Source organism: Candidatus Vondammii sp. HM_W22 (assembly GCF_022530855.2).
Lineage (GTDB): Bacteria > Pseudomonadota > Gammaproteobacteria > Chromatiales > Chromatiaceae > Vondammii.
The window spans coordinates 102,395-119,548 of sequence record NZ_CP099567.1 but is presented as its reverse complement, the minus strand read 5'-3'; the positions used below and the strand labels follow the sequence as shown (position 1 = coordinate 119,548).

Sequence of the window (17,154 nt, the reverse complement as noted above, 5' to 3'; positions counted from 1 at the left end):
AGGTAATCAGGTAATCAGGTAATCAGGTAATCAGGTAATCAGGTAATCAGGTAATCAGGTAATTTTATGACATTGATTTGATCGCAATCGAAAGCCGATGTTAGTTAGTGTTCGTGCCGAAAACGGTGTTTATAGACGGTTGCTGGTTATAAAAAGTTCATTGGTTATGCTGAAAAATTACAGCAGATAAATAGCTTGTTGTTCATCTGCATCACGGGAGTACCAGGATGTGTGGGTTATGTGGTGAGTTGCGTTTTGATGGCCGGGTGTCGGATCTCAATGCTGTCCGCCAAATGACGCAGCGGCTGGAACGTCGAGGGCCGGATCATGATGGCAGTTATAGTGACGGTCCATTAGGCTTCGGCCATCGGCGCCTCTCGATTATCGACTTGTCGGAGCACGCCAATCAGCCAATGGTGGATCAGGCACTGGGTCTGGTGCTGGTTTTCAATGGTGCAATCTACAACTATCCGTCCCTGCGTGAGGAGTTACGCGGGATGGGGTATCACTTTTTCTCAGATGGCGATACTGAGGTTATTCTCAAGGCCTGGCACGCATGGGGAGAGCAGTGTGTGGAACGCCTCCAGGGAATGTTCGCTTTTGCCATATGGGATCAGCGCAAGCGACAGCTGTTTCTGGCGCGTGACCGATTGGGGATCAAGCCGCTCTACTATGCTCATTTAAACGGCAGCTTTCGTTTTGCCTCGAATATTCAGGCCATTCTGGCACCGGGTGGTGTGGATACCAGTGTCGATCCTGTCGCACTGCACCACCAGTTTACGCTGCATGCAGTGGTACCTGCACCACACACCATTTTAAAGGGTGTACGTAAACTACCTCCCGGTCACTGTTTACTGATAGATGAGCAGGGCAATCGCACTGAGCGCCGCTACTGGAGCCTGCCTGCGACTAGGCCGGCTGAATCCATGAGCGACGATGAATGGCTGGAAGCGATCCATGATGCGTTGCGTCAGTCGGTGCAGAAACGCAATGAGATTTCAGATGTGCCGGTGGGTGTGCTGCTCTCCGGCGGGCTAGATTCAAGCCTGCTGGTGGGTTTGCTGGCTGAGGCGGGCGTATCTGATCTGCGGACTTTCTCGGTAGGGTTTGAAGACCATCCGGATGAGAAAGGAAGTGAGTTCGAATACTCTGATCAAGTGGTTGAAATGTATGCAACAGACCATCACAAATACTTGATACCCAATACCGAGGTTTTGCAGCGTCTTCCGGACGCGGTGGATGCCATGGCGGAACCGATGTTCGGTCAGGATGCTATCGCTTTTTATCTGTTGGCGGAGCAGGTATCGAAAGAGATTAAAGTCGTACAGTCAGGCCAGGGGGCCGATGAGGTGTTCGGTGGCTATTTCTGGTATCCCCGAATGATGGCCGAAACTGACGGAACGCCGGTTCAGCGCTTTGCGAAACACTATTTTGACCGGGATCACGATGAGTTTCGGCAGATGGTGACGCCGGATTACCGGGGGGAAGATCACACTTCTCTGAAGATAGCCGGCCTGCTGGCTGAACCGGAGGCGGGCGCCTTTATGGATGCTGTGTTGCGGATGGATGTAACCACGCTGGTCGTGGATGATCCGGTGAAGCGGGTCGACAACATGACCATGGCCTGGGGTCTTGAAGCACGGGTACCTTTTCTCGATCAGCAGCTGGTCGAACTGGCAGTACGTTGCCCGCCGGAGCTGAAGTTGAGAGAGGGAGGTAAATACCCACTCAAAGCGATGGCAAGAGGCTTGATACCCGATGCTGTCATTGACCGTCCCAAGGGCTACTTTCCGATGCCGGCGCTGAAGTATGTCAGAGGTAACTTTCTTCACTTTATGCGGGATATCCTGGAGTCTCGGGTCTGCCGTGAGCGGGGAATTTATTCACCAGCTTATGTCAACATGCTGCTTGCTTCTCCGGAGATGCATCTTACCCGGCTACAAGGCAGCAAACTCTGGCATTTGGCGCTGCTTGAATTCTGGATGCAGCGGAATGTGGATGGTGTGAGTTGATTAGGTATTACTTACAACTTACAGGTAGTGCCGGAAACACGGTTTTCACCACGAAAAACACGAAGCTAATAGTTTGATAGGCAATGAGTTTTCTTCGTGTGTTCTATGGACTCCGTGGTGAATTGCAGATTTTGGGACGGCTGGCTCCTATGGAGAAACTTTGGGTGCCTGCTATCCTAAAGACCGTTTTAGTATCAGTTGGCAGGAGTAACCTGAATGTTATTCATGGCATCAACCCTTCATCTACTATGGAAAATAGTCTGGGTGGGATGTTTTTTGCGCATATGGCGTTGCGGCCCGCAGCGACCGAACTACTTGAGCCATCACTGCAGCTTCCCCTTTTGAAGCGGACGCTTGACCATTTTTTTGTTTGGTTCAAGACAACTATAGTGCTGATTTTGGTCACCGGATACTGGCTTTCTCTTGTTGCCTGCCAAGGGCAAATGGGGCCTTATGTCCACATTATGCAGGGGACAGGTTTGCTGATGGTGGGGCTGTTCTTATTTATCTATTTTTTCCCCTATAAACGCATGGGGAGGGCTTTGGATAGGGTGATGTCCCGCTTGCCGGAGCCCTGATGGCTGTGATTCGGCGCATAATAGGCATTAATCTGACACTTGGGATGGGAACTTCTGTCATCGCTGTTTTAAAACCGTTTTAAATTTAGCTTGAAAATCAGTTGGTCTGGCCTCATATTTTTGACAACTATTTATTTCTGAGTGTTTGAGGTGAGTTGATGGACGTGTTGGATAGAATCAAAGAGCAGGTGGAGGGCAATCCCATCGTGTTGTACATGAAGGGGACACCCCAGTTTCCACAGTGTGGATTCTCATCACGTACCGCTGCTGCTCTGCAGGACTGTGGCGCCAAGTTTGCGTATGTGAATGTGCTGGCCGATCCGGAAATTTTTGAAAACCTGCCAAGATATGCCGATTGGCCCACGTTCCCCCAGCTCTATATAGAAGGGGTGTTGGTTGGCGGCTGTGATATCACCTTGGAGATGCATGCCAGTGGTGATCTTCAGAAGGCAACGGCAGAGGCGGGTAGCAAAATCGCCTGAAAAGGAGAGCATCTGAAGCTGTTATCGCAATTGAATATGGCAAAAACCGGTGTTAAATCTGGCTGGCCCTTAGGCTGTTGTAGCAGCCAGCCAAGGACGGTCGGGTGCGTGTTGATGCCATTGGTTTATAATGGTGCAAAAGAGTTCGGCGGTTTTCTCCGTATCATATATTGCAGAGTGGGCCTCGTTGTTATCCCATTCAATTCCAGCAGCCAGAGCCGCTTTGGCGAGGACCGTCTGGCCATAGGCGAGTCCGGCCAGTGAGACGGTGTCGAAAGTGCTGAAGGGGTGAAACGGGTTACGCTTGAATCCAGTCCTCTCTACGGCCGCATTGATAAAACCAAGATCAAAAAAAGCGTTGTGGCCTACCAGGATTGCCCGGTTGCAGCCGCTGGCCTTGATCGCCTTTCGGATCGGAGCGGTGATTTTAATCAGTGCCTCTCTTTCCGGCAGTGCCATACGAAATGGATGGTCTGGGTCGATACCGTTGAAAGCCAGGGCTTTTGGATCGAGGTTTGCCCCAGGGAAGGGCTCGACGTGGCAGGAGTAAGTCTCTGCCAGATGCAGCGCTCCATCATCGTCCATCCGAAGCGTCATGGCGGCGATCTCCAGTAGGGCGTCATGCTTGGCGTCAAAGCCAGCGGTCTCCACGTCCACCACGACAGGGAGGAAGCCGCGGAAGCGTTTTGCAATATCTGGATTGTAGGTGGTTTCATTCATACCTGCAGAGGATAAAGTAAACTGGCCCGGATATCGATTTCAGAGTGTGATATTGGCGCTCTGTATACACGCAATAAGAATGTGTTAATATGGTCTATCAATCGGCCGACAACCCTATCGAGTTTGCCTGGGGCGTCTCAAGGGAGCGGTGGAAGCTGCGTGAAATGGTGATCAATATCACGCTTACAGCCACTTTCTGGCTGGATCAAGGTGAATCTAGTGCCTTGTTGGAGTGCGCTAGCATTTCGCCTAGTCATCCAGGGAATAATCTTTATTCAACATACGGAAAGTAAGTGCTTAAGGATTTAAGATTGATGGCGGATAAGAGTCTCCTCAAACAGGCGCAGGTGATAGTTACAGCGCTGTTTTTTGTGTTGTCAGGCTGCGCAACAACAAGCGACTATCAGGATCCCCGAGATCCCATAGAGGGCTTCAACCGGGCGATGTATTCATTTAACGATGTTTTGGATAAAGCTTTGGTCAAGCCGCTTGCCCAAGGCTATAAAACGATAACGTCAGCCTCGGTCAATCGTGGCATCAGTAACTTCTTCGGGAATCTGACTGATGTGGGCTCTGTGATCAATAATTTGCTGCAGTTCAAACTGAAGCACGCCGCATCTGATGTTGGCCGTGTACTAGTTAATACCACAATCGGTTGGCTGGGGTTCATTGATGTTGCCAGTAATATGAACCTCCAGAAGTACGACGAGGACTTTGGCCAGACCCTGGGAACTTGGGGTGTAGGTGCCGGGCCCTATATCGTATTACCGCTCCTTGGCCCCAGCAGTGGTCGTGGCGTGTTTGATGTGGTTGTAGGTTGGTACACTAATCCTGTGAGCTATGTGAAGTCTAACTATTGGCGTAACTCGCTGGCCGCATTGCGGGCAATAGATACCCGTGCTGACCTTCTTGGGACGAGCCATGTCATGGAGGAGGCGGCGCTTGATCCTTACGAGTTTAGAAGAGATGCGTATCTGCAGAAGCGGAAGAATGACGTCTATGATGGCGCGCCCCCTCCAGATCCTGAATTTGAGTAAGTCTGACTGCAGCCTACTAGTGATCCTTTAACAATCCCTTAATAAGGGATTTTTATTGTGTGCTTGTTGGCAATCAGGTAACTCAACGACAATGGACTGAAAGTCGCTACGGTTAAACAGTATTTTTTGGCATTTTAAAGTAAAAGCCTTGCACTATAAAGTGCATAGTTTTAACTGGCGGACTGGGACAATAAATAGTCTATAAAATATATATACGCATATACATCAATAGTATTTGAATAATTAAGAAAATACTAATATTATTTTTACAAAGTTAAAGCAGGGTAGTGCAATACTTTCTGCTAACGTTGCAAATACTAACAAATTATTGGAGATGAATGATGAAAACTATCGTTAAAACGGCTGGAATGCTCGCTGCATCCGTATGGTGGGGTGGTCTTTTTAACAATAGCTGAGGTGATAGCTTTGGCGATTTTAACATGAGCTTCAGTGGTCGTGGATCTGGCTACGGCCATGATAACAGTTACAACAGTTATGGCTACCCAGCAGCTTCAGTAGCCCCTCGGGTTCCTGCGGCCGCTAAATTAGATCCAGCTGTTAGACTAAGCGAACCACCAGGGATGGATTTGGCACACGGAGGTGCTCATTAATTTTCTTTGGGCAGATTATGCAGTAGGAGACAGTCGGATTTAGATAAGTTGCGACAATGTCCAAATCCGACAGCCTCTATTCGTCTGACGAACAAACATTTAAGGGTGCATTAGTAATGAAAAAAATCACTAACTTGGTAGCTGTTGCTCTCGCCACTGTTTCCATGACCGCCAGTGCCTGGTGGGGCGGTCCTTGGGGCAACAACGGTTCCGGCGATGGTTTTGGAGATGGCTCCGGCTCCGGTTCATTCAATATGAGCTTCAGCGGTAGCGGCCATGTTTATGGCTATAGCAATGGTTATGGCCAGAATCGTTATTATAATGGTTATGCCCCTTATGGCTACAATGGTGCCTATGCGCCCGCTGCCCCTCTGACTGAAGAGCAGAAGAAGGCGATGACCGAGCAACAAACCAAAGCAATGCAAGATGCTATCGAGGCTCAGCGTAAATTTGCAGAGCAGTTTGCCGCTAATCAGCCAGAGAACTTCCAGGCACCTTTTGCCCGCCCTTCCTTTGATGCACCTGCTGACACGACTGCCCGTAGTAATGAGATGCAGAAACAGATGGAAGTCCGTCGCGCCGAGATGATGAAGCGTATTGAAGAGCAGCACGCCGCCATGCGCAAAGCCATGGAAAAGCGTCGCCAGGACAAGGATACCTGATTTTTCTGATATTCGCACGCCCTCGGTATTGAGAGTCTGTTCACGTACCTTTTAAATATCGTTTAACAGCCGGTGGCTGACCCAGATGACGTGGCCGATAATCGCCAGGTCTTCACCGGGTGTTTCCAGGGAGAGGTCGAACGGCTCGTAGGCCGGGTTGTCGCTGGTGATCTTCACGCGGTCGGGGAAGCGCTGGAGGCGCTTGACCAGGGCAATCCCGAACGGGGTTTCAGAGGAGGGTTCCAGTGGCGCAGCTTCAAACAGGTATTCGAGGAGAGCTACCACGCCAACGCAGATAAGATCGTGTGACCCACCGAAGAGCAGATTCCCCGCTGCCTGCTGGCGGCCGAGAAGGTATGGGCCCACAGCGAACCCGGCGTGGGAACAATCGGGTGATCGGCGCCCATGACCTATTGGCCCTATTGGCCTCGGAACTGAGCGATCTGACGGTGTCGGAGGTCGGCGCCCTGCTGCCGTGCGGGGCTAATCGTTACACCGAGACTTGGGCCATCGCCCTGGATGACGATGGCGCGACGGTAGCAGCCAACGGCAATATCGACGAATAAGGAGTTGGTCAAGGCCGGCACCAAAATGCAGGGCGTGACTGGATCGATGGTCGGCACCAGCCTGAAAAACTTTTTCCTGAAGGCCACCAAGCAGCAAATCTTCAGAAATGCCGATGGTGAACTCAAGAGCACGGTTGAGATTATCGGGATTCTGCGCAAGAGGCCCGAAGGCATGGGCGATACACAGCGCAACGGCATTCTGGCCAAGGTGTTTGGTCATGAGGGCTTGCTGGTGGCGCTGGCCCTGCTCTAAAGGGGCGAGAAAAGCTTCGAGGATATAGCCCTGGCAAAAGCCTGTAAAGTTTTCTGTGTAACTGCCTGGGTTAACTATATACCGCTAAGCGTTCTTCGAACTCAATCATAAATCTATTCAGTGCTGGTTTCGAATTACGGATTGGCATTGTCCACTTTTTCGATGCGGCCTGGATTGCCAGATAGATTACCTTCTTTGCCGAGTCATCGGTTGGAAACAATTTCCGCTTTTTGATCGCTTTGCGAATGACGCTGTTCAGCGGCTAATGGTGTTGTTCGTGCAGATCACTTTTCGTTTGTCCTCCGGGTAGCTGAACAGTGTGTTGATATTCTGCCGATGGGCACGCCAGGAGCGGCTGATCCGGGGGTACTTGTTGTCCCACCGGTCAGAGAATTTATCCAGCGCCAATAAGGCTTCTTCCTCGGTGATGGACTGGTAAATCTTTTTCAAATCAGCCGTGACAGGCTTGTAGTCTTTCCAAGGCACGTACTTCATCGAGTTCCGTACCATATGCACGATACAGAGCTGGATCTGGGTATCCGGAAAGGCCGTGTTGATGGCATCAGGAAAGCCTTTTAAGCCTTCGACACAGGCAATCAAAATATCCTTCACACCGCGGTTTTGAAGCTCTGTCAAAGCGAGGTAAATCGCTTTGTTGATCACTTTCTTGTCTTGCCTGATTTTAACGACAATGCAGTCCAGATAAATAATAGGACAAATCGCATCCAGGGGGCGAGATTGCCATTCAACAACCTGTTCGATAACTACATCAGTGACTTTGGATATGAGTGTGGCAGAGACATCGGCCCCATACATCTCCTTGAATGTCGTGACGATTTCGCGGGTTGTCATACCTTGGGCATACAAGAAGAGGATCTTGTCATCCATTGAGGTAAATCGACGCTGGTGCTTCTTAACTAGCTGAGGTTCAAAGCTGCCCGCTCTATCTCGCGGGGTATCCAGTTCAAACTAGCCATCTTCCGTTTGCAAGGTCTTGCTGGTAGTGCCGTTGCGGCTATTACTCGCTTCGGATTGTTGATGCTTGGCAAAGCCAAGATGATCAGCCAGTTCAGCATTGAGTGCTGCCTCGAACGTGATCCTGGTCAGCATTTGCAGAAACTCGTTGAGATCTTCTTCAGTTTTGATGTTTTTAGCGGCCGCCTGGGCTATCGCCTGGAGCTCTTTCTTGTCGACCAGCTGCCTACCCTCTCCCTTGTTTGGGTTTAATGATAGGCAGTTACACAGCATTTAGGTTTGTCTCGGTTTAAAAACAGCCTACTTCTCTTTTTCCGGTCAAATATACCAAAATACTTAACCACCTCCCGATACCTTTAAAAGAGCTTGCCCAACTCAGTAACGGATAAGGTAAAGAAGTCTGGTCAGCATTCACGAATTTTCGCTTCAAACGATGTAAGCCCAACACTCTCCTGGGTGTACAATGTGCCAATTCTTTTTCACCGGGAGGCAGCATGTCAAAAGAAGGCCAATTCACTGTAGAAATGGAACACCTGGAGGGCTACGAGTTCAAGATCAGTTTTGATCTGGATAGCGTAGAAGACCTCCTGGCTGACGAACCAGCACCTCTTGGCGCCAGCAAAGGCCCAAACCCTTCACGCTTGCTCACTGCCGCTGCTGCCAACTGCCTCAGTGCAAGCCTGCTGTTCTGTATCAGCAAAAACAAACCGCCCAGCGGCAGTATACGCACCAGTGCCGTCTGCACCATTGGCAGAAACGACAAAGGCCGGGTGCGAATCAGCCGCATGGATGTTCAGCTCATAATCGACGAAAATCTGGAGGAAGCGGTCAGGGCCAAACGCTGTCTGGACCTGTTCGAGGATTTCTGCGTGGTAACAGCCAGCCTGCGTGATGGATTCGACATCGATGTGGAAGTAGTCAATCAGACGGGGGAGACGCTACACAAAGGAAGCTGATGAAACGATAGGGAAGTAAATCCAACTCCAGCGCTGAACTGACACGGGCAATGACAAAAAAAGCCATCTTGAGCAAGTGCGTAGTATCGGTGTTGCGGCACATATCGATGCCGGCAAGACAATCCTGACTGAACGCTTCGATATCGCCTGATGGCTATCTCCATACACTCTCCATCGCACTGGCTTATTCAGAATAATCTACAGAGGGCATTGCCATGATCAGAATCATCTCTCTCGGAGCAGTACTCATTTTCGCTAGTTTCAATACGGCACTGGCAGAAACCCCTCTCACCTATGATCGAATCAATCTCTCGGTCAGCGCTGGAGAATCGGTCGAAAATGACATATTGAAAGCGGTACTCTTTGCCCAGCAGGAGGGAAATGATGCCGCCCGTCTGGCAAGAGAGGTAAATCACGACATCAGCCGGGCTGTAAAACAGGCCAAGCGGGTTGCCGGCGTCAAAGTGCAGACACTGGAATACAGCACTTCGCCTATCTATCGAAACCAGTCGATAACGGGTTGGCGGGTGCGCCAGTCGATACGTCTGGAGAGCAGGGATGCAGCCAGTCTCAGCAAGATTATCGGCAGTCTGCAAGAGCATTTTGGCGTCAGTAACATCTCTTACGCGCTATCACCTGAAGGCCGAAAAACCATTGAGGATAAATTAATCGCCCGGGCCATTTCGCGTTTTAAACAACGGGCAGCGCTGATCAGCAACGAGATGGAACAGAGCGGCTACCGCCTAGTGCAGATGAACATCAACGGCTCAGGCATTTCATCCAGACCGGTCCAGATGCGCGCCATGGCCATGGCGCTGAAGGGCGCCCCATCACCGACACTGGAAGCCGGCAGCCAGCGGGTCGTGGTCAACATCAACGGCACTATTGAGTTGAAACCCTGACTCCAGTACCCCCCAAGCCGCAATAACCACGGGGATTCTTTGCCAGATACTGTTGGTGATAAGACTCCGCATAATAGAATCCGGGGGCATCCAACAACTCTGTAGTAATGGTACCAAACCCCTTGTCGATCAAGGACTGCTGATAGTTCGACAGTGAGAGCTCCGCCGCTCTTCTCTGGTCTGCAGAGTAGAGATAGATACCGGAGCGGTACTGAGTACCCTCGTCATTGCCCTGGCGCATTCCCTGTGTCGGATTATGACTCTCCCAGAAGAGTTCCAGTAACGTTTCATAGCTCACCTGGCCCGGATCAAAAACAACTTTTACCACTTCGTTATGGCCGGTCTGGCCACTACAAACCTCTTCATAGGTCGGATTGGGAGTATGGCCGGCAGCGTAGCCAACGGCCGTACTGAATACCCCCTCTATCTGCCAGAAGCAGCGTTCAGCCCCCCAGAAGCACCCCATACCAAACATGGCGTACGCCATATCATCAGGGAACGGTGGCTGAAGTGGGTTACCATTTACATAGTGGCTCTCCGGTACCGCCATTGGTGACACGCGCCCCGGCAATGCCCGGTCCGGCGCGGGCATCTCACTTTTGTTTCGAAAAAACAATTTCTCGCCCTCGTCGCTAATTATAGCGCCCATTAATTTACAACTTACTGTGTTGTTTCCAAGCAGAAACCAACTCATAACTCTATTTAGTCGACCCTGAAATATTCATTCCAGGCACTTAATAATACTGTTGTTTCTGTTTTGCAAACAGGAACAACAGTATGGACATGATATTTTTCAGCACAAAAAGAACCTCCCTCATCCATTTTCTGAAGTTGAAGGCAGCCGCTGCCATAAGCAAGTTAATCTGATCCCCGGCAAAGCCTTTAAGAAAGTTCCTTTTTAGCCTGTGGTCACTCTTTAAGTGACCAATCACAGGCTCAATGCCAGCTCGTCTTCTGAAACGTTTTCTGGCTAATGCCATGGCTTCTCCTAAGGTATTCTTCCTAGCAGGCTTTGGCGTTACTATCTGGGTGTCATTAACCTTTGATTTGCCCCGGTAACCTCGATCAGCAGTACCCACTTTGGGTACTCGATTGATGAGACGTTTCACCTGTGCCAAGACCTCAGGTACGGTGTGACCATCAAATACATTCTTCTCAAAAGCCAGGGCACCAATCACAATGCCCGCGTCCCTTGTGGTGGTGATTGATGCCTTGGTGCCAAACTCATAACGCTGCTGGGCCTTGCCTTTGCTCATACAGTAAACATGAGGTTCATGTAGGCTGTACAACTTGTTTTTATCAGCACGCTTCTGATTCAGCATGCGCTGGCACAGGGCGAACTTTTCTGCATAGAATTTCTGTTGTTCTCCGGTCATCTTACGCTGTATTTCACGCAGTAATCGGCCGCTGATGGTCTTTAATCGCTTGACGGCCTTACGTGCCTTTTTACGATTCCTCGGATGTGTGGCAAATCGGGTGGGGAGCTTGAGAATTTTTACTTCCTTCTCATGGCTTCGACTGAGCACGATACCTTCTGCTCGGGCCATCTTGAGTAACTGCCCGTGTATCTTTCGGTACTGCTTTGCATCAGTTGGAAAGGTAATGTTTTTCTCTTGTACGGTAGTGTCGATACACATTTTATCTTCGATCGCCTTTTCTTGATGTAAGGCGATAGAGGCAGCCAGGACCTTTTCAAAACCTTCTTTGCCAATACGCTTTCTGAAGTAAGTCAGGTCGGAGGGGTCACAAGGAAGTTGCCATTGGAATTCGATCTCACCCGTAAAACTCGGGTAGTAGGGATTTTGTATCCAGCATTGAATCAGAACCTCGTCACTGAGGTCTTCCAGATGCTTGAGTATCGAGAGGCCCTCCATTAGGCGGATGGGTTTTGAGGGCTTTCCAAGATGAGAATAAAGCGGGGCAAATTCAGCATCAAAATATGACCAGTCTATCTGTCTGGCCAGTAGCAAAAGTGGATGCTTGGGGTTCAGCTGATCCAGTAAGTTCTGGTGCAGGAAACTTTGCTGGTTGGGATTGGCTGTCTTGGGTTTGCTCAATTATCCACCTCTGTTTCGTCCAGTTTTTCTCTGCTTTTACCCCTTTCACGGACGTTTATTTTATCAAATTTAGATGCTTATTTTATATAAATCATTGCGTTATAAATATTTCAGGGTCGACTATTTAACCTATATCCGACACTCTTTCCAGACAGAATAAACAAGGTTCTCCCGAGCCAACCATCAACATTCCAAAAGCCACGCCATTAAGGCTATAGTGAGCCTATAAAAAAATGGCTAATCGGATATGCTGCTTTTTTCTTCACGCCTTCCAGACAAACAGTAAATCAAATACAGGGATTACCGTGAGCCGCCAACAGAACCACTCCATAAAAGAACACCTAGACATCTTCGGACCGGCATTGTTGCTCATTCTGGTTGGCTCTGTTCTCGCTTACCAGTTCAAAACCTGCACCTCCCGATCATATCCGGATTGCCACCGGCCAGAACGAAGGCGCCTATTATCTCTTTGCACAGCGGTATTAGGCGCTTCTCAAGCAGGAAAAGATTCAACTGACAATCGTCAATACTGCCGACTCAGTGGAAAATATCGGTCTGCTGGGAAATCAGAAGGTGGATATCTTTTTTGTACAGGGGGGATGGCCAGTGGCGCGCAATGATGAGCGATACCGAGCAGGGAATCAATGGCTTCGGTACGATTAGGGGATACTTGTTGTCCCATCGGTCAGAGAATTTATCCAGCGCCAATAAGGCTTCTTCCTCGGTGATGGACTGGTAAATCTTTTTCAAATCAGCCGTGACAGGCTTGTAGTCTTTCCAAGGCACGTACTTCATCGAGTTCCGTACCATATGCACGATACAGAGCTGAATCTGGGTATCCGGAAAGGCCATGTTGATGGCATCAGGAAAGCCTTTTAAGCCATCGACACAGGCAATCAAAATATCCTTCACACCGCGGTTTTGAAGCTCTGTCAACACGTTCAGCCAGAATTTGGCCCCTCTCATTCTCCGATAGCCACATCCCTAATAATTCCTTGTGGCCTTCCAGGTTAACGCCCAGAGCGAGGTAAATCGCTTTGTTGATCACTTTCTTGTCTTGCCTGATTTTAACGACAATGCAGTCCAGATAAATAACAGGACAAATCGCATCCAGGGGGCGAGATTGCCATTCAACAACCTGTTCGATAACTACATCAGTGACTTTGGATATGAGTGTGGCAGAGACATCGGCCCCATACATCTCCTTGAATGTCGTGACGATTTCGCGGGTTGTCATACCTTGGGCATACAAGAAGAGGATCTTGTCATCCATTGAGGTAAATCGACGCTGGTGCTTCTTAACTAGCTGAGGTTCAAAGCTGCCCGCTCTATCTCGCGGGGTATCCAGTTCAAACTAGCCATCTTCCGTTTGCAAGGTCTTGCTGGTAGTGCCGTTGCGGCTATTACTCGCTTCGGATTGTTGATGCTTGGCAAAGCCAAGATGATCAGCCAGTTCAGCATTGAGTGCTGCCTCGAACGTGATCCTGGTCAGCATTTGCCGAAACTCGTTGAGATCTTCTTCAGTTTTGATGTTTTTAGCGGCCGCCTGGGCTATCGCCTGGAGCTCTTTCTTGTCGATCAGCTGCCTACCCTCTCCCTTGTTTGGGTTTAATGATAGGCAGTTACACAGCATTTAGGTTTGTCTCCCTCAGCCTGATACTTCAGGGACGACTAGGCACCTCCAGGGCTAATCCGTAAACATGCACTTCGAGAATGATCCAGCTTGAGGTGTTCTGCCATTGTTTCCGGTGACCAATCCTCCTGTAACCGCTCGATGACATAATGCAGGCGTTTTTTATGCGATCGCCTACGAGTAGTGTGCCTCGGTTTCTTGTGTCGAGCCATCGCACGTTCCTGTGCAAACTCATCCCGGTAACAGGCCATGAGTCGACCATTGCGTTTCACTTTATGTGAGATGTTGGTGTGATGACGGCCCAGACGACGACCAGTGTCTCGATAACTTAAACGCCAATGCAAAAGATACATGAGCGTATGGCGTTCTTTTGCACCAAAATGACGGTAAGACACGATTTGCGGTGCTCCTGTGTAAATAAGGGAACATGACGACCTTCACCACTCGAACATATGAGACCTTAGGCCAAACTCTTTGTCACCAACTAAAATGCTCTGACAACACTAACAGCCAGACAGTTGAAGCAAGCGCAATAGCAAGAAAGACGGCAGCAGAGCCTATATCCTTGGCTCTACCGGATAGCTCGTGGATTTCGCCACTAAACCTATCGACAATCGCCTCAATCCCGGAGTTGAGCAGCTCTACCAAGGGGACCAGCAACAGACTGCCCAGAAGCAGAGCTCGCTCCACACCCGTTTGACCCAGCCACAACCCTAACGGCAACAGCACCAGGAGTACCAAAAGCTCCTGCCGGAACGCCGCCTCATGTTTATAGCAGACTTTGAGCCCGGCGATGGAGTAACCAAAAGCACTGATAATCCGCCGCAATCCCGTTGCTTTCTGGCTTGCCATCAACGCTGTTCCGGCTGCCAGCGAAGATCGAGTTCACGCGCTGCCCGGACATCGTCCAGCCGCTTCACGGGAAGGGAATAAGGGGCACCCTTTACCAGCTCGGGATTCTCTTCCGCCTCTTTAAGAATGATCCTCATCACCTCAATAAAGGCGTCCAGAGTCGCTTTGTCCTCAGTCTCAGTCGGCTCAATCAACAGGCATTCCGGTATCAGTAGCGGGAAATAGGTCGTGGGAGCGTGAAATCCATAGTCCAACAGGCGCTTGGCAAAATCCATGGTATTCACGCCCAGCTCTTTGGCTTGCTGGCGCAGAGTGATAATAAACTCATGGGTGGCACGCCGGTCGGGGTAGGCCGCCTCAAAACCCAGTCGCTGTAGCTGCTTCAGCATATAATTGGCATTCAGCGTAGAGTACTCCGCCACCCGGTGCATGCCATCCCGGCCCAGCATCTTGGCATAGACATAGGCACGCAACAGCACACCGGCATTACCCGCAAACGCCGACAACCGTCCGATAGACTCCGGACAATCCGCCTCTGTGAGCCAAGTGTATTCATCACCGTCGTATGCCACCATCGGTACCGGCAGATAAGGGGCAAGCCGCTGGCTCACTCCCACCGGCCCGGCACCAGGTCCACCGCCGCCATGAGGCGTGGAGAAGGTTTTGTGCAGGTTCATATGGATAACGTCAAATCCCATATCACCTGGCCTTACTTTACCCAGGATGGCATTAAGGTTGGCACCATCGTAATAGAGTAGACCACCCGCCTCATGGATCAGTCTGGCAACTTCCACAATATTCCGGTCAAACACGCCTAGTGTAGAGGGGTTGGTCAGCATGATACCTGCGGTCTGAGGGCCCACGACTTCAGCAAGTGCCGCCACATCCACATCACCGTCGGGACCGGTGGGGATTTCGCGCGCCTTATAGCCGCACATCACCGCTGAGGCCGGATTGGTGCCGTGGGCGGCATCGGGCACCAGAATTTCGCGCCGTTCGTTATCACTTCTGGCATCGTGGTAGGCCTTTATCATGGCCACGCCGGCAAATTCACCCTGTGCTCCGGCAGCGGGGCTGAGGGAGACAGCACGCATACCGGTCACATCTTTCAGCATCTCCTGGAGTTCATACATACAGGCCATAAAACCCTGGCTATGGGTTGCAGGCGCCTCTGGATGACGAGAGAGAAAACCGGGCAACATTGCCAACTGGTTACAACCCCGCGGGTTGTACTTCATGGTGCAGGAGCCCAGTGGATAAAACTCGGTATCAATGGAGAAGTTCTTCCGTGAAAGCCGGGTGTAGTGACGCACCGCCTGCATCTCGGAAACCTCCGGCAACTGCGCCTTTTTGACACGCCTGAAGCGTTCTGGAACTGCTGTCAGTTCAACCTGTTCCTGGGGTGCCTGAGCTGTGGCCCGGCGACCCGTTTTTGAGTGTTCGAATATCAGCATGAAAAATTACTCTTTGGGGACCAGCTGACAGGGTGTGCCACCCTGCAGATTGATAACGCGTTCCAGCTTTTGGGAAAAGCTATCCATCTCATCCTGTGTGCGCTTTTCAGTGGCGCAGACAAGGATGGCATTACCCAGTTCAGGATAGTCTTTGGAAAGATCAAAACCACCAAGGACATTATGAGCAGCGAGTGAACGCAGAACGTTTTTGGCCGATGTCGGCAGTTTGATGACACGCTCATGGAATACCGCACCGCTGAACAGTGGTTTTACACCTAGAATAGCCGAGAGCTGTTCAACCAGCACGGCGGTGTTGGCATGACTTGCCGCCGCCGCACGTGCCATCCCCTCCCCGCCCAACATCGCCATATGGATAGTCGCCGCCGTCACCATCAGGCCCTGATTTGTACAGATATTGGATGTGGCCTTGGAACGCCGGATATGCTGCTCCCTGGCCTGCAGGGTAAGGGTAAAACCCCGTTTACCGTCCAGATCGATAGTGCGCCCGATAATGCGCCCCGGCATCTGTCGTACTAGGCTCTGCTTGCAACAGAGAAAACCAAAATAGGGGCCACCCGATGAAAGAGGTGCACCCAAGGGCTGCCCCTCACCACAACAGATATTGGCACCACGTTCACCCCACTCCCCCGGAGGAGTCAGCACGGCCAGAGCCAAAGGATTGACCACTGCTATAGCCAGTGTTTTATTGTCGTAAGCCCAGTCAGTCAGAAGATCCACCTCCTCCAATACACCGAAGAAGTTGGGCTGAGGGATGACCAGGGCGGTGATATCTTCACCACTATACTGCTCCAGGATCGCAGGATCGGTTTGGCCACTCTTGGGATCAAAAGGTAGCTCGACCAGCTCGACCCCCTGATTTTTGACGATATTATACACCACCCGACGATAGGCAGGGTGGACCGTCCACGGCACTAGCACCCGGCGCGACTTTGATTTACGGTTGGCCCGTACCGCCATCAGCACCGCCTCTGCAAGCCCCGAGGCACCATCGTAGAGAGAGGCGTTTGAGACATCCATGGCGGTTAACTCCGTCATCATGGACTGATACTCATAAAGCAGTTGCAACGTACCCTGGCTCGCCTCAGCTTGGTAAGGTGTATAAGCGCTGTAAAACTCGCCGCGGGTTGCAATCTCCCAGACGGCCGCCGGGATATGATGGTCATAAGCCCCTGCGCCGATAAAACAGGCGGCCTGGCCATCTTTTCTCGCCCGGTGACTCATAACCTGCCCAATCTCCATCTCTGAAAGGGCGGGCGGAATCGACGTCAGCTCATCGCATAGCAGGCTCGGTGGTACTTCATCAAACAGCTCATCGATGCTTGAAGCGCCAATGGCCTCTAGCATCTCTCGAACCTCTTCTTCAGTATGTGGGATAAATGGCAT

At 50.7% G+C, this 17,154-nt stretch carries 17 protein-coding genes and 2 pseudogenes; 10 read left to right on the top strand and 9 right to left on the bottom strand.

Annotated features, from left to right (window positions below):
* The first annotated feature begins 227 nt into the window (after positions 1–227).
* The 3 genes from MN084_RS00535 (at position 228) to grxD (ending at position 3,072) form a co-directional block, all read left to right on the top strand.
* A complete protein-coding gene (locus tag MN084_RS00535) occupies positions 228–2,012 on the top strand; it encodes an N-acetylglutaminylglutamine amidotransferase (protein WP_241085291.1) in 1,785 nt (594 codons plus the stop codon).
* Between the two features lie 83 nt (positions 2,013–2,095).
* Positions 2,096–2,590 carry a hypothetical protein gene (locus MN084_RS00530; RefSeq protein WP_241085292.1) on the top strand — a complete coding sequence of 165 codons (495 nt, stop codon included), beginning with the start codon at positions 2,096–2,098 and terminating at the stop codon, positions 2,588–2,590.
* Between the two features lie 158 nt (positions 2,591–2,748).
* A complete protein-coding gene (grxD, locus tag MN084_RS00525; RefSeq protein ID WP_277400092.1) occupies positions 2,749–3,072 on the top strand; it encodes a Grx4 family monothiol glutaredoxin in 324 nt (107 codons plus the stop codon).
* Positions 3,073–3,141: 69 nt separating this feature from the next.
* Here grxD and rnt read toward each other — a convergent pair whose 3' ends face one another.
* Complete coding sequence (gene rnt / locus MN084_RS00520; RefSeq protein WP_241085294.1) at positions 3,142–3,792, bottom strand: ribonuclease T; 651 nt, start codon at positions 3,790–3,792, stop codon at positions 3,142–3,144.
* 314 nt (positions 3,793–4,106) lie between these two features.
* Here rnt and MN084_RS00515 point away from each other — a divergent pair, with 314 nt between their 5' ends.
* From MN084_RS00515 to MN084_RS00495, 5 genes are all read left to right on the top strand, one after another.
* The gene (locus tag MN084_RS00515) at positions 4,107–4,829 is read left to right on the top strand and encodes an MlaA family lipoprotein (protein ID WP_241086027.1); all 723 of its coding nucleotides are present in this window, start codon (positions 4,107–4,109) and stop codon (positions 4,827–4,829) included.
* A 727-nt stretch (positions 4,830–5,556) separates the two neighbouring features.
* Positions 5,557–6,102 (top strand): sulfur globule family protein, encoded by a 546-nt coding sequence (locus MN084_RS00510; RefSeq protein ID WP_241085295.1) that lies wholly within the window; start codon positions 5,557–5,559, stop codon positions 6,100–6,102.
* A gap of 72 nt (positions 6,103–6,174) precedes the next feature.
* Positions 6,175–6,411, top strand: coding sequence for a hypothetical protein (locus MN084_RS19015; protein WP_445083871.1), 237 nt, complete (start codon positions 6,175–6,177; stop codon positions 6,409–6,411).
* Positions 6,408–6,668: a hypothetical protein gene (locus MN084_RS00500; protein ID WP_241085296.1), complete on the top strand. Its 261-nt coding sequence runs from the start codon at positions 6,408–6,410 to the stop codon at positions 6,666–6,668. The genes MN084_RS19015 and MN084_RS00500 overlap by 4 nt, the downstream gene beginning before the upstream one ends.
* 4 nt (positions 6,669–6,672) lie before the next feature.
* Positions 6,673–6,921 (top strand): phage tail tape measure protein, encoded by a 249-nt coding sequence (locus MN084_RS00495; protein ID WP_241085297.1) that lies wholly within the window; start codon positions 6,673–6,675, stop codon positions 6,919–6,921.
* 70 nt (positions 6,922–6,991) lie between these two features.
* On the opposite strand, the pseudogene MN084_RS00490 reads toward MN084_RS00495, so the two are convergent.
* Positions 6,992–8,169: pseudogene (locus tag MN084_RS00490) on the bottom strand (IS256 family transposase).
* Between the two features lie 221 nt (positions 8,170–8,390).
* Here MN084_RS00490 and MN084_RS00485 point away from each other — a divergent pair.
* Both MN084_RS00485 and MN084_RS00480 read left to right on the top strand, forming a co-directional pair.
* Entirely contained in the window at positions 8,391–8,852 is a 462-nt protein-coding gene (locus tag MN084_RS00485) for an OsmC family protein (protein WP_241085298.1), read from the top strand.
* A 215-nt stretch (positions 8,853–9,067) separates the two neighbouring features.
* Entirely contained in the window at positions 9,068–9,754 is a 687-nt protein-coding gene (locus MN084_RS00480; protein WP_241085299.1) for an SIMPL domain-containing protein, read from the top strand.
* On the opposite strand, the gene msrA is transcribed toward MN084_RS00480, so the two are convergent.
* The 7 genes and pseudogenes from msrA to gcvPA all read right to left on the bottom strand — a co-directional run bounded on the left by msrA (position 9,735) and on the right by gcvPA (position 17,154).
* On the bottom strand, positions 9,735–10,346 hold the full coding sequence (msrA, locus tag MN084_RS00475; RefSeq protein WP_330178509.1) for a peptide-methionine (S)-S-oxide reductase MsrA: 612 nt from the start codon (positions 10,344–10,346) through the stop codon (positions 9,735–9,737). The two genes, MN084_RS00480 and msrA, sit on opposite strands and share 20 nt — an antisense overlap.
* Positions 10,347–10,488: 142 nt before the next feature.
* On the bottom strand, positions 10,489–11,811 hold the full coding sequence (locus tag MN084_RS00470; protein WP_330178250.1) for an IS5 family transposase: 1,323 nt from the start codon (positions 11,809–11,811) through the stop codon (positions 10,489–10,491).
* A 657-nt stretch (positions 11,812–12,468) separates the two neighbouring features.
* Positions 12,469–13,390 (bottom strand): annotated as a pseudogene (locus MN084_RS00465) (IS256 family transposase); the annotation flags it as partial.
* Positions 13,391–13,482: 92 nt separating this feature from the next.
* Complete coding sequence (locus MN084_RS19010; protein ID WP_445083928.1) at positions 13,483–13,797, bottom strand: hypothetical protein; 315 nt, start codon at positions 13,795–13,797, stop codon at positions 13,483–13,485.
* A gap of 124 nt (positions 13,798–13,921) precedes the next feature.
* Positions 13,922–14,296, bottom strand: coding sequence for a diacylglycerol kinase (locus MN084_RS00460; protein ID WP_241085302.1), 375 nt, complete (start codon positions 14,294–14,296; stop codon positions 13,922–13,924).
* Positions 14,296–15,750, bottom strand: coding sequence for an aminomethyl-transferring glycine dehydrogenase subunit GcvPB (gene gcvPB / locus MN084_RS00455; RefSeq protein WP_241085303.1), 1,455 nt, complete (start codon positions 15,748–15,750; stop codon positions 14,296–14,298). The genes MN084_RS00460 and gcvPB overlap by 1 nt, the downstream gene beginning before the upstream one ends.
* A gap of 6 nt (positions 15,751–15,756) precedes the next feature.
* Positions 15,757–17,154 (bottom strand): aminomethyl-transferring glycine dehydrogenase subunit GcvPA, encoded by a 1,398-nt coding sequence (gene gcvPA, locus MN084_RS00450; protein ID WP_241085304.1) that lies wholly within the window; start codon positions 17,152–17,154, stop codon positions 15,757–15,759.

Coding starts and splice junctions, on each gene's coding strand:
- MN084_RS00535 (WP_241085291.1), top strand. CDS start 228: ATGTGTGGGTTATGTGGTGAGTTGCGTTTTGATGGCCGGGTGTCGGAT.
- gcvPA (WP_241085304.1), bottom strand. CDS start 17,154: ATGCCATTTATCCCACATACTGAAGAAGAGGTTCGAGAGATGCTAGAG.
- gcvPB (WP_241085303.1), bottom strand. CDS start 15,750: ATGCTGATATTCGAACACTCAAAAACGGGTCGCCGGGCCACAGCTCAG.
- MN084_RS00460 (WP_241085302.1), bottom strand. CDS start 14,296: ATGGCAAGCCAGAAAGCAACGGGATTGCGGCGGATTATCAGTGCTTTT.
- MN084_RS00515 (WP_241086027.1), top strand. CDS start 4,107: ATGGCGGATAAGAGTCTCCTCAAACAGGCGCAGGTGATAGTTACAGCG.
- MN084_RS00480 (WP_241085299.1), top strand. CDS start 9,068: ATGATCAGAATCATCTCTCTCGGAGCAGTACTCATTTTCGCTAGTTTC.
- MN084_RS00510 (WP_241085295.1), top strand. CDS start 5,557: ATGAAAAAAATCACTAACTTGGTAGCTGTTGCTCTCGCCACTGTTTCC.
- msrA (WP_330178509.1), bottom strand. CDS start 10,346: ATGCCCGCGCCGGACCGGGCATTGCCGGGGCGCGTGTCACCAATGGCG.
- MN084_RS00530 (WP_241085292.1), top strand. CDS start 2,096: ATGAGTTTTCTTCGTGTGTTCTATGGACTCCGTGGTGAATTGCAGATT.
- MN084_RS00485 (WP_241085298.1), top strand. CDS start 8,391: ATGTCAAAAGAAGGCCAATTCACTGTAGAAATGGAACACCTGGAGGGC.
- MN084_RS19010 (WP_445083928.1), bottom strand. CDS start 13,797: ATGTATCTTTTGCATTGGCGTTTAAGTTATCGAGACACTGGTCGTCGT.
- rnt (WP_241085294.1), bottom strand. CDS start 3,792: ATGAATGAAACCACCTACAATCCAGATATTGCAAAACGCTTCCGCGGC.
- grxD (WP_277400092.1), top strand. CDS start 2,749: ATGGACGTGTTGGATAGAATCAAAGAGCAGGTGGAGGGCAATCCCATC.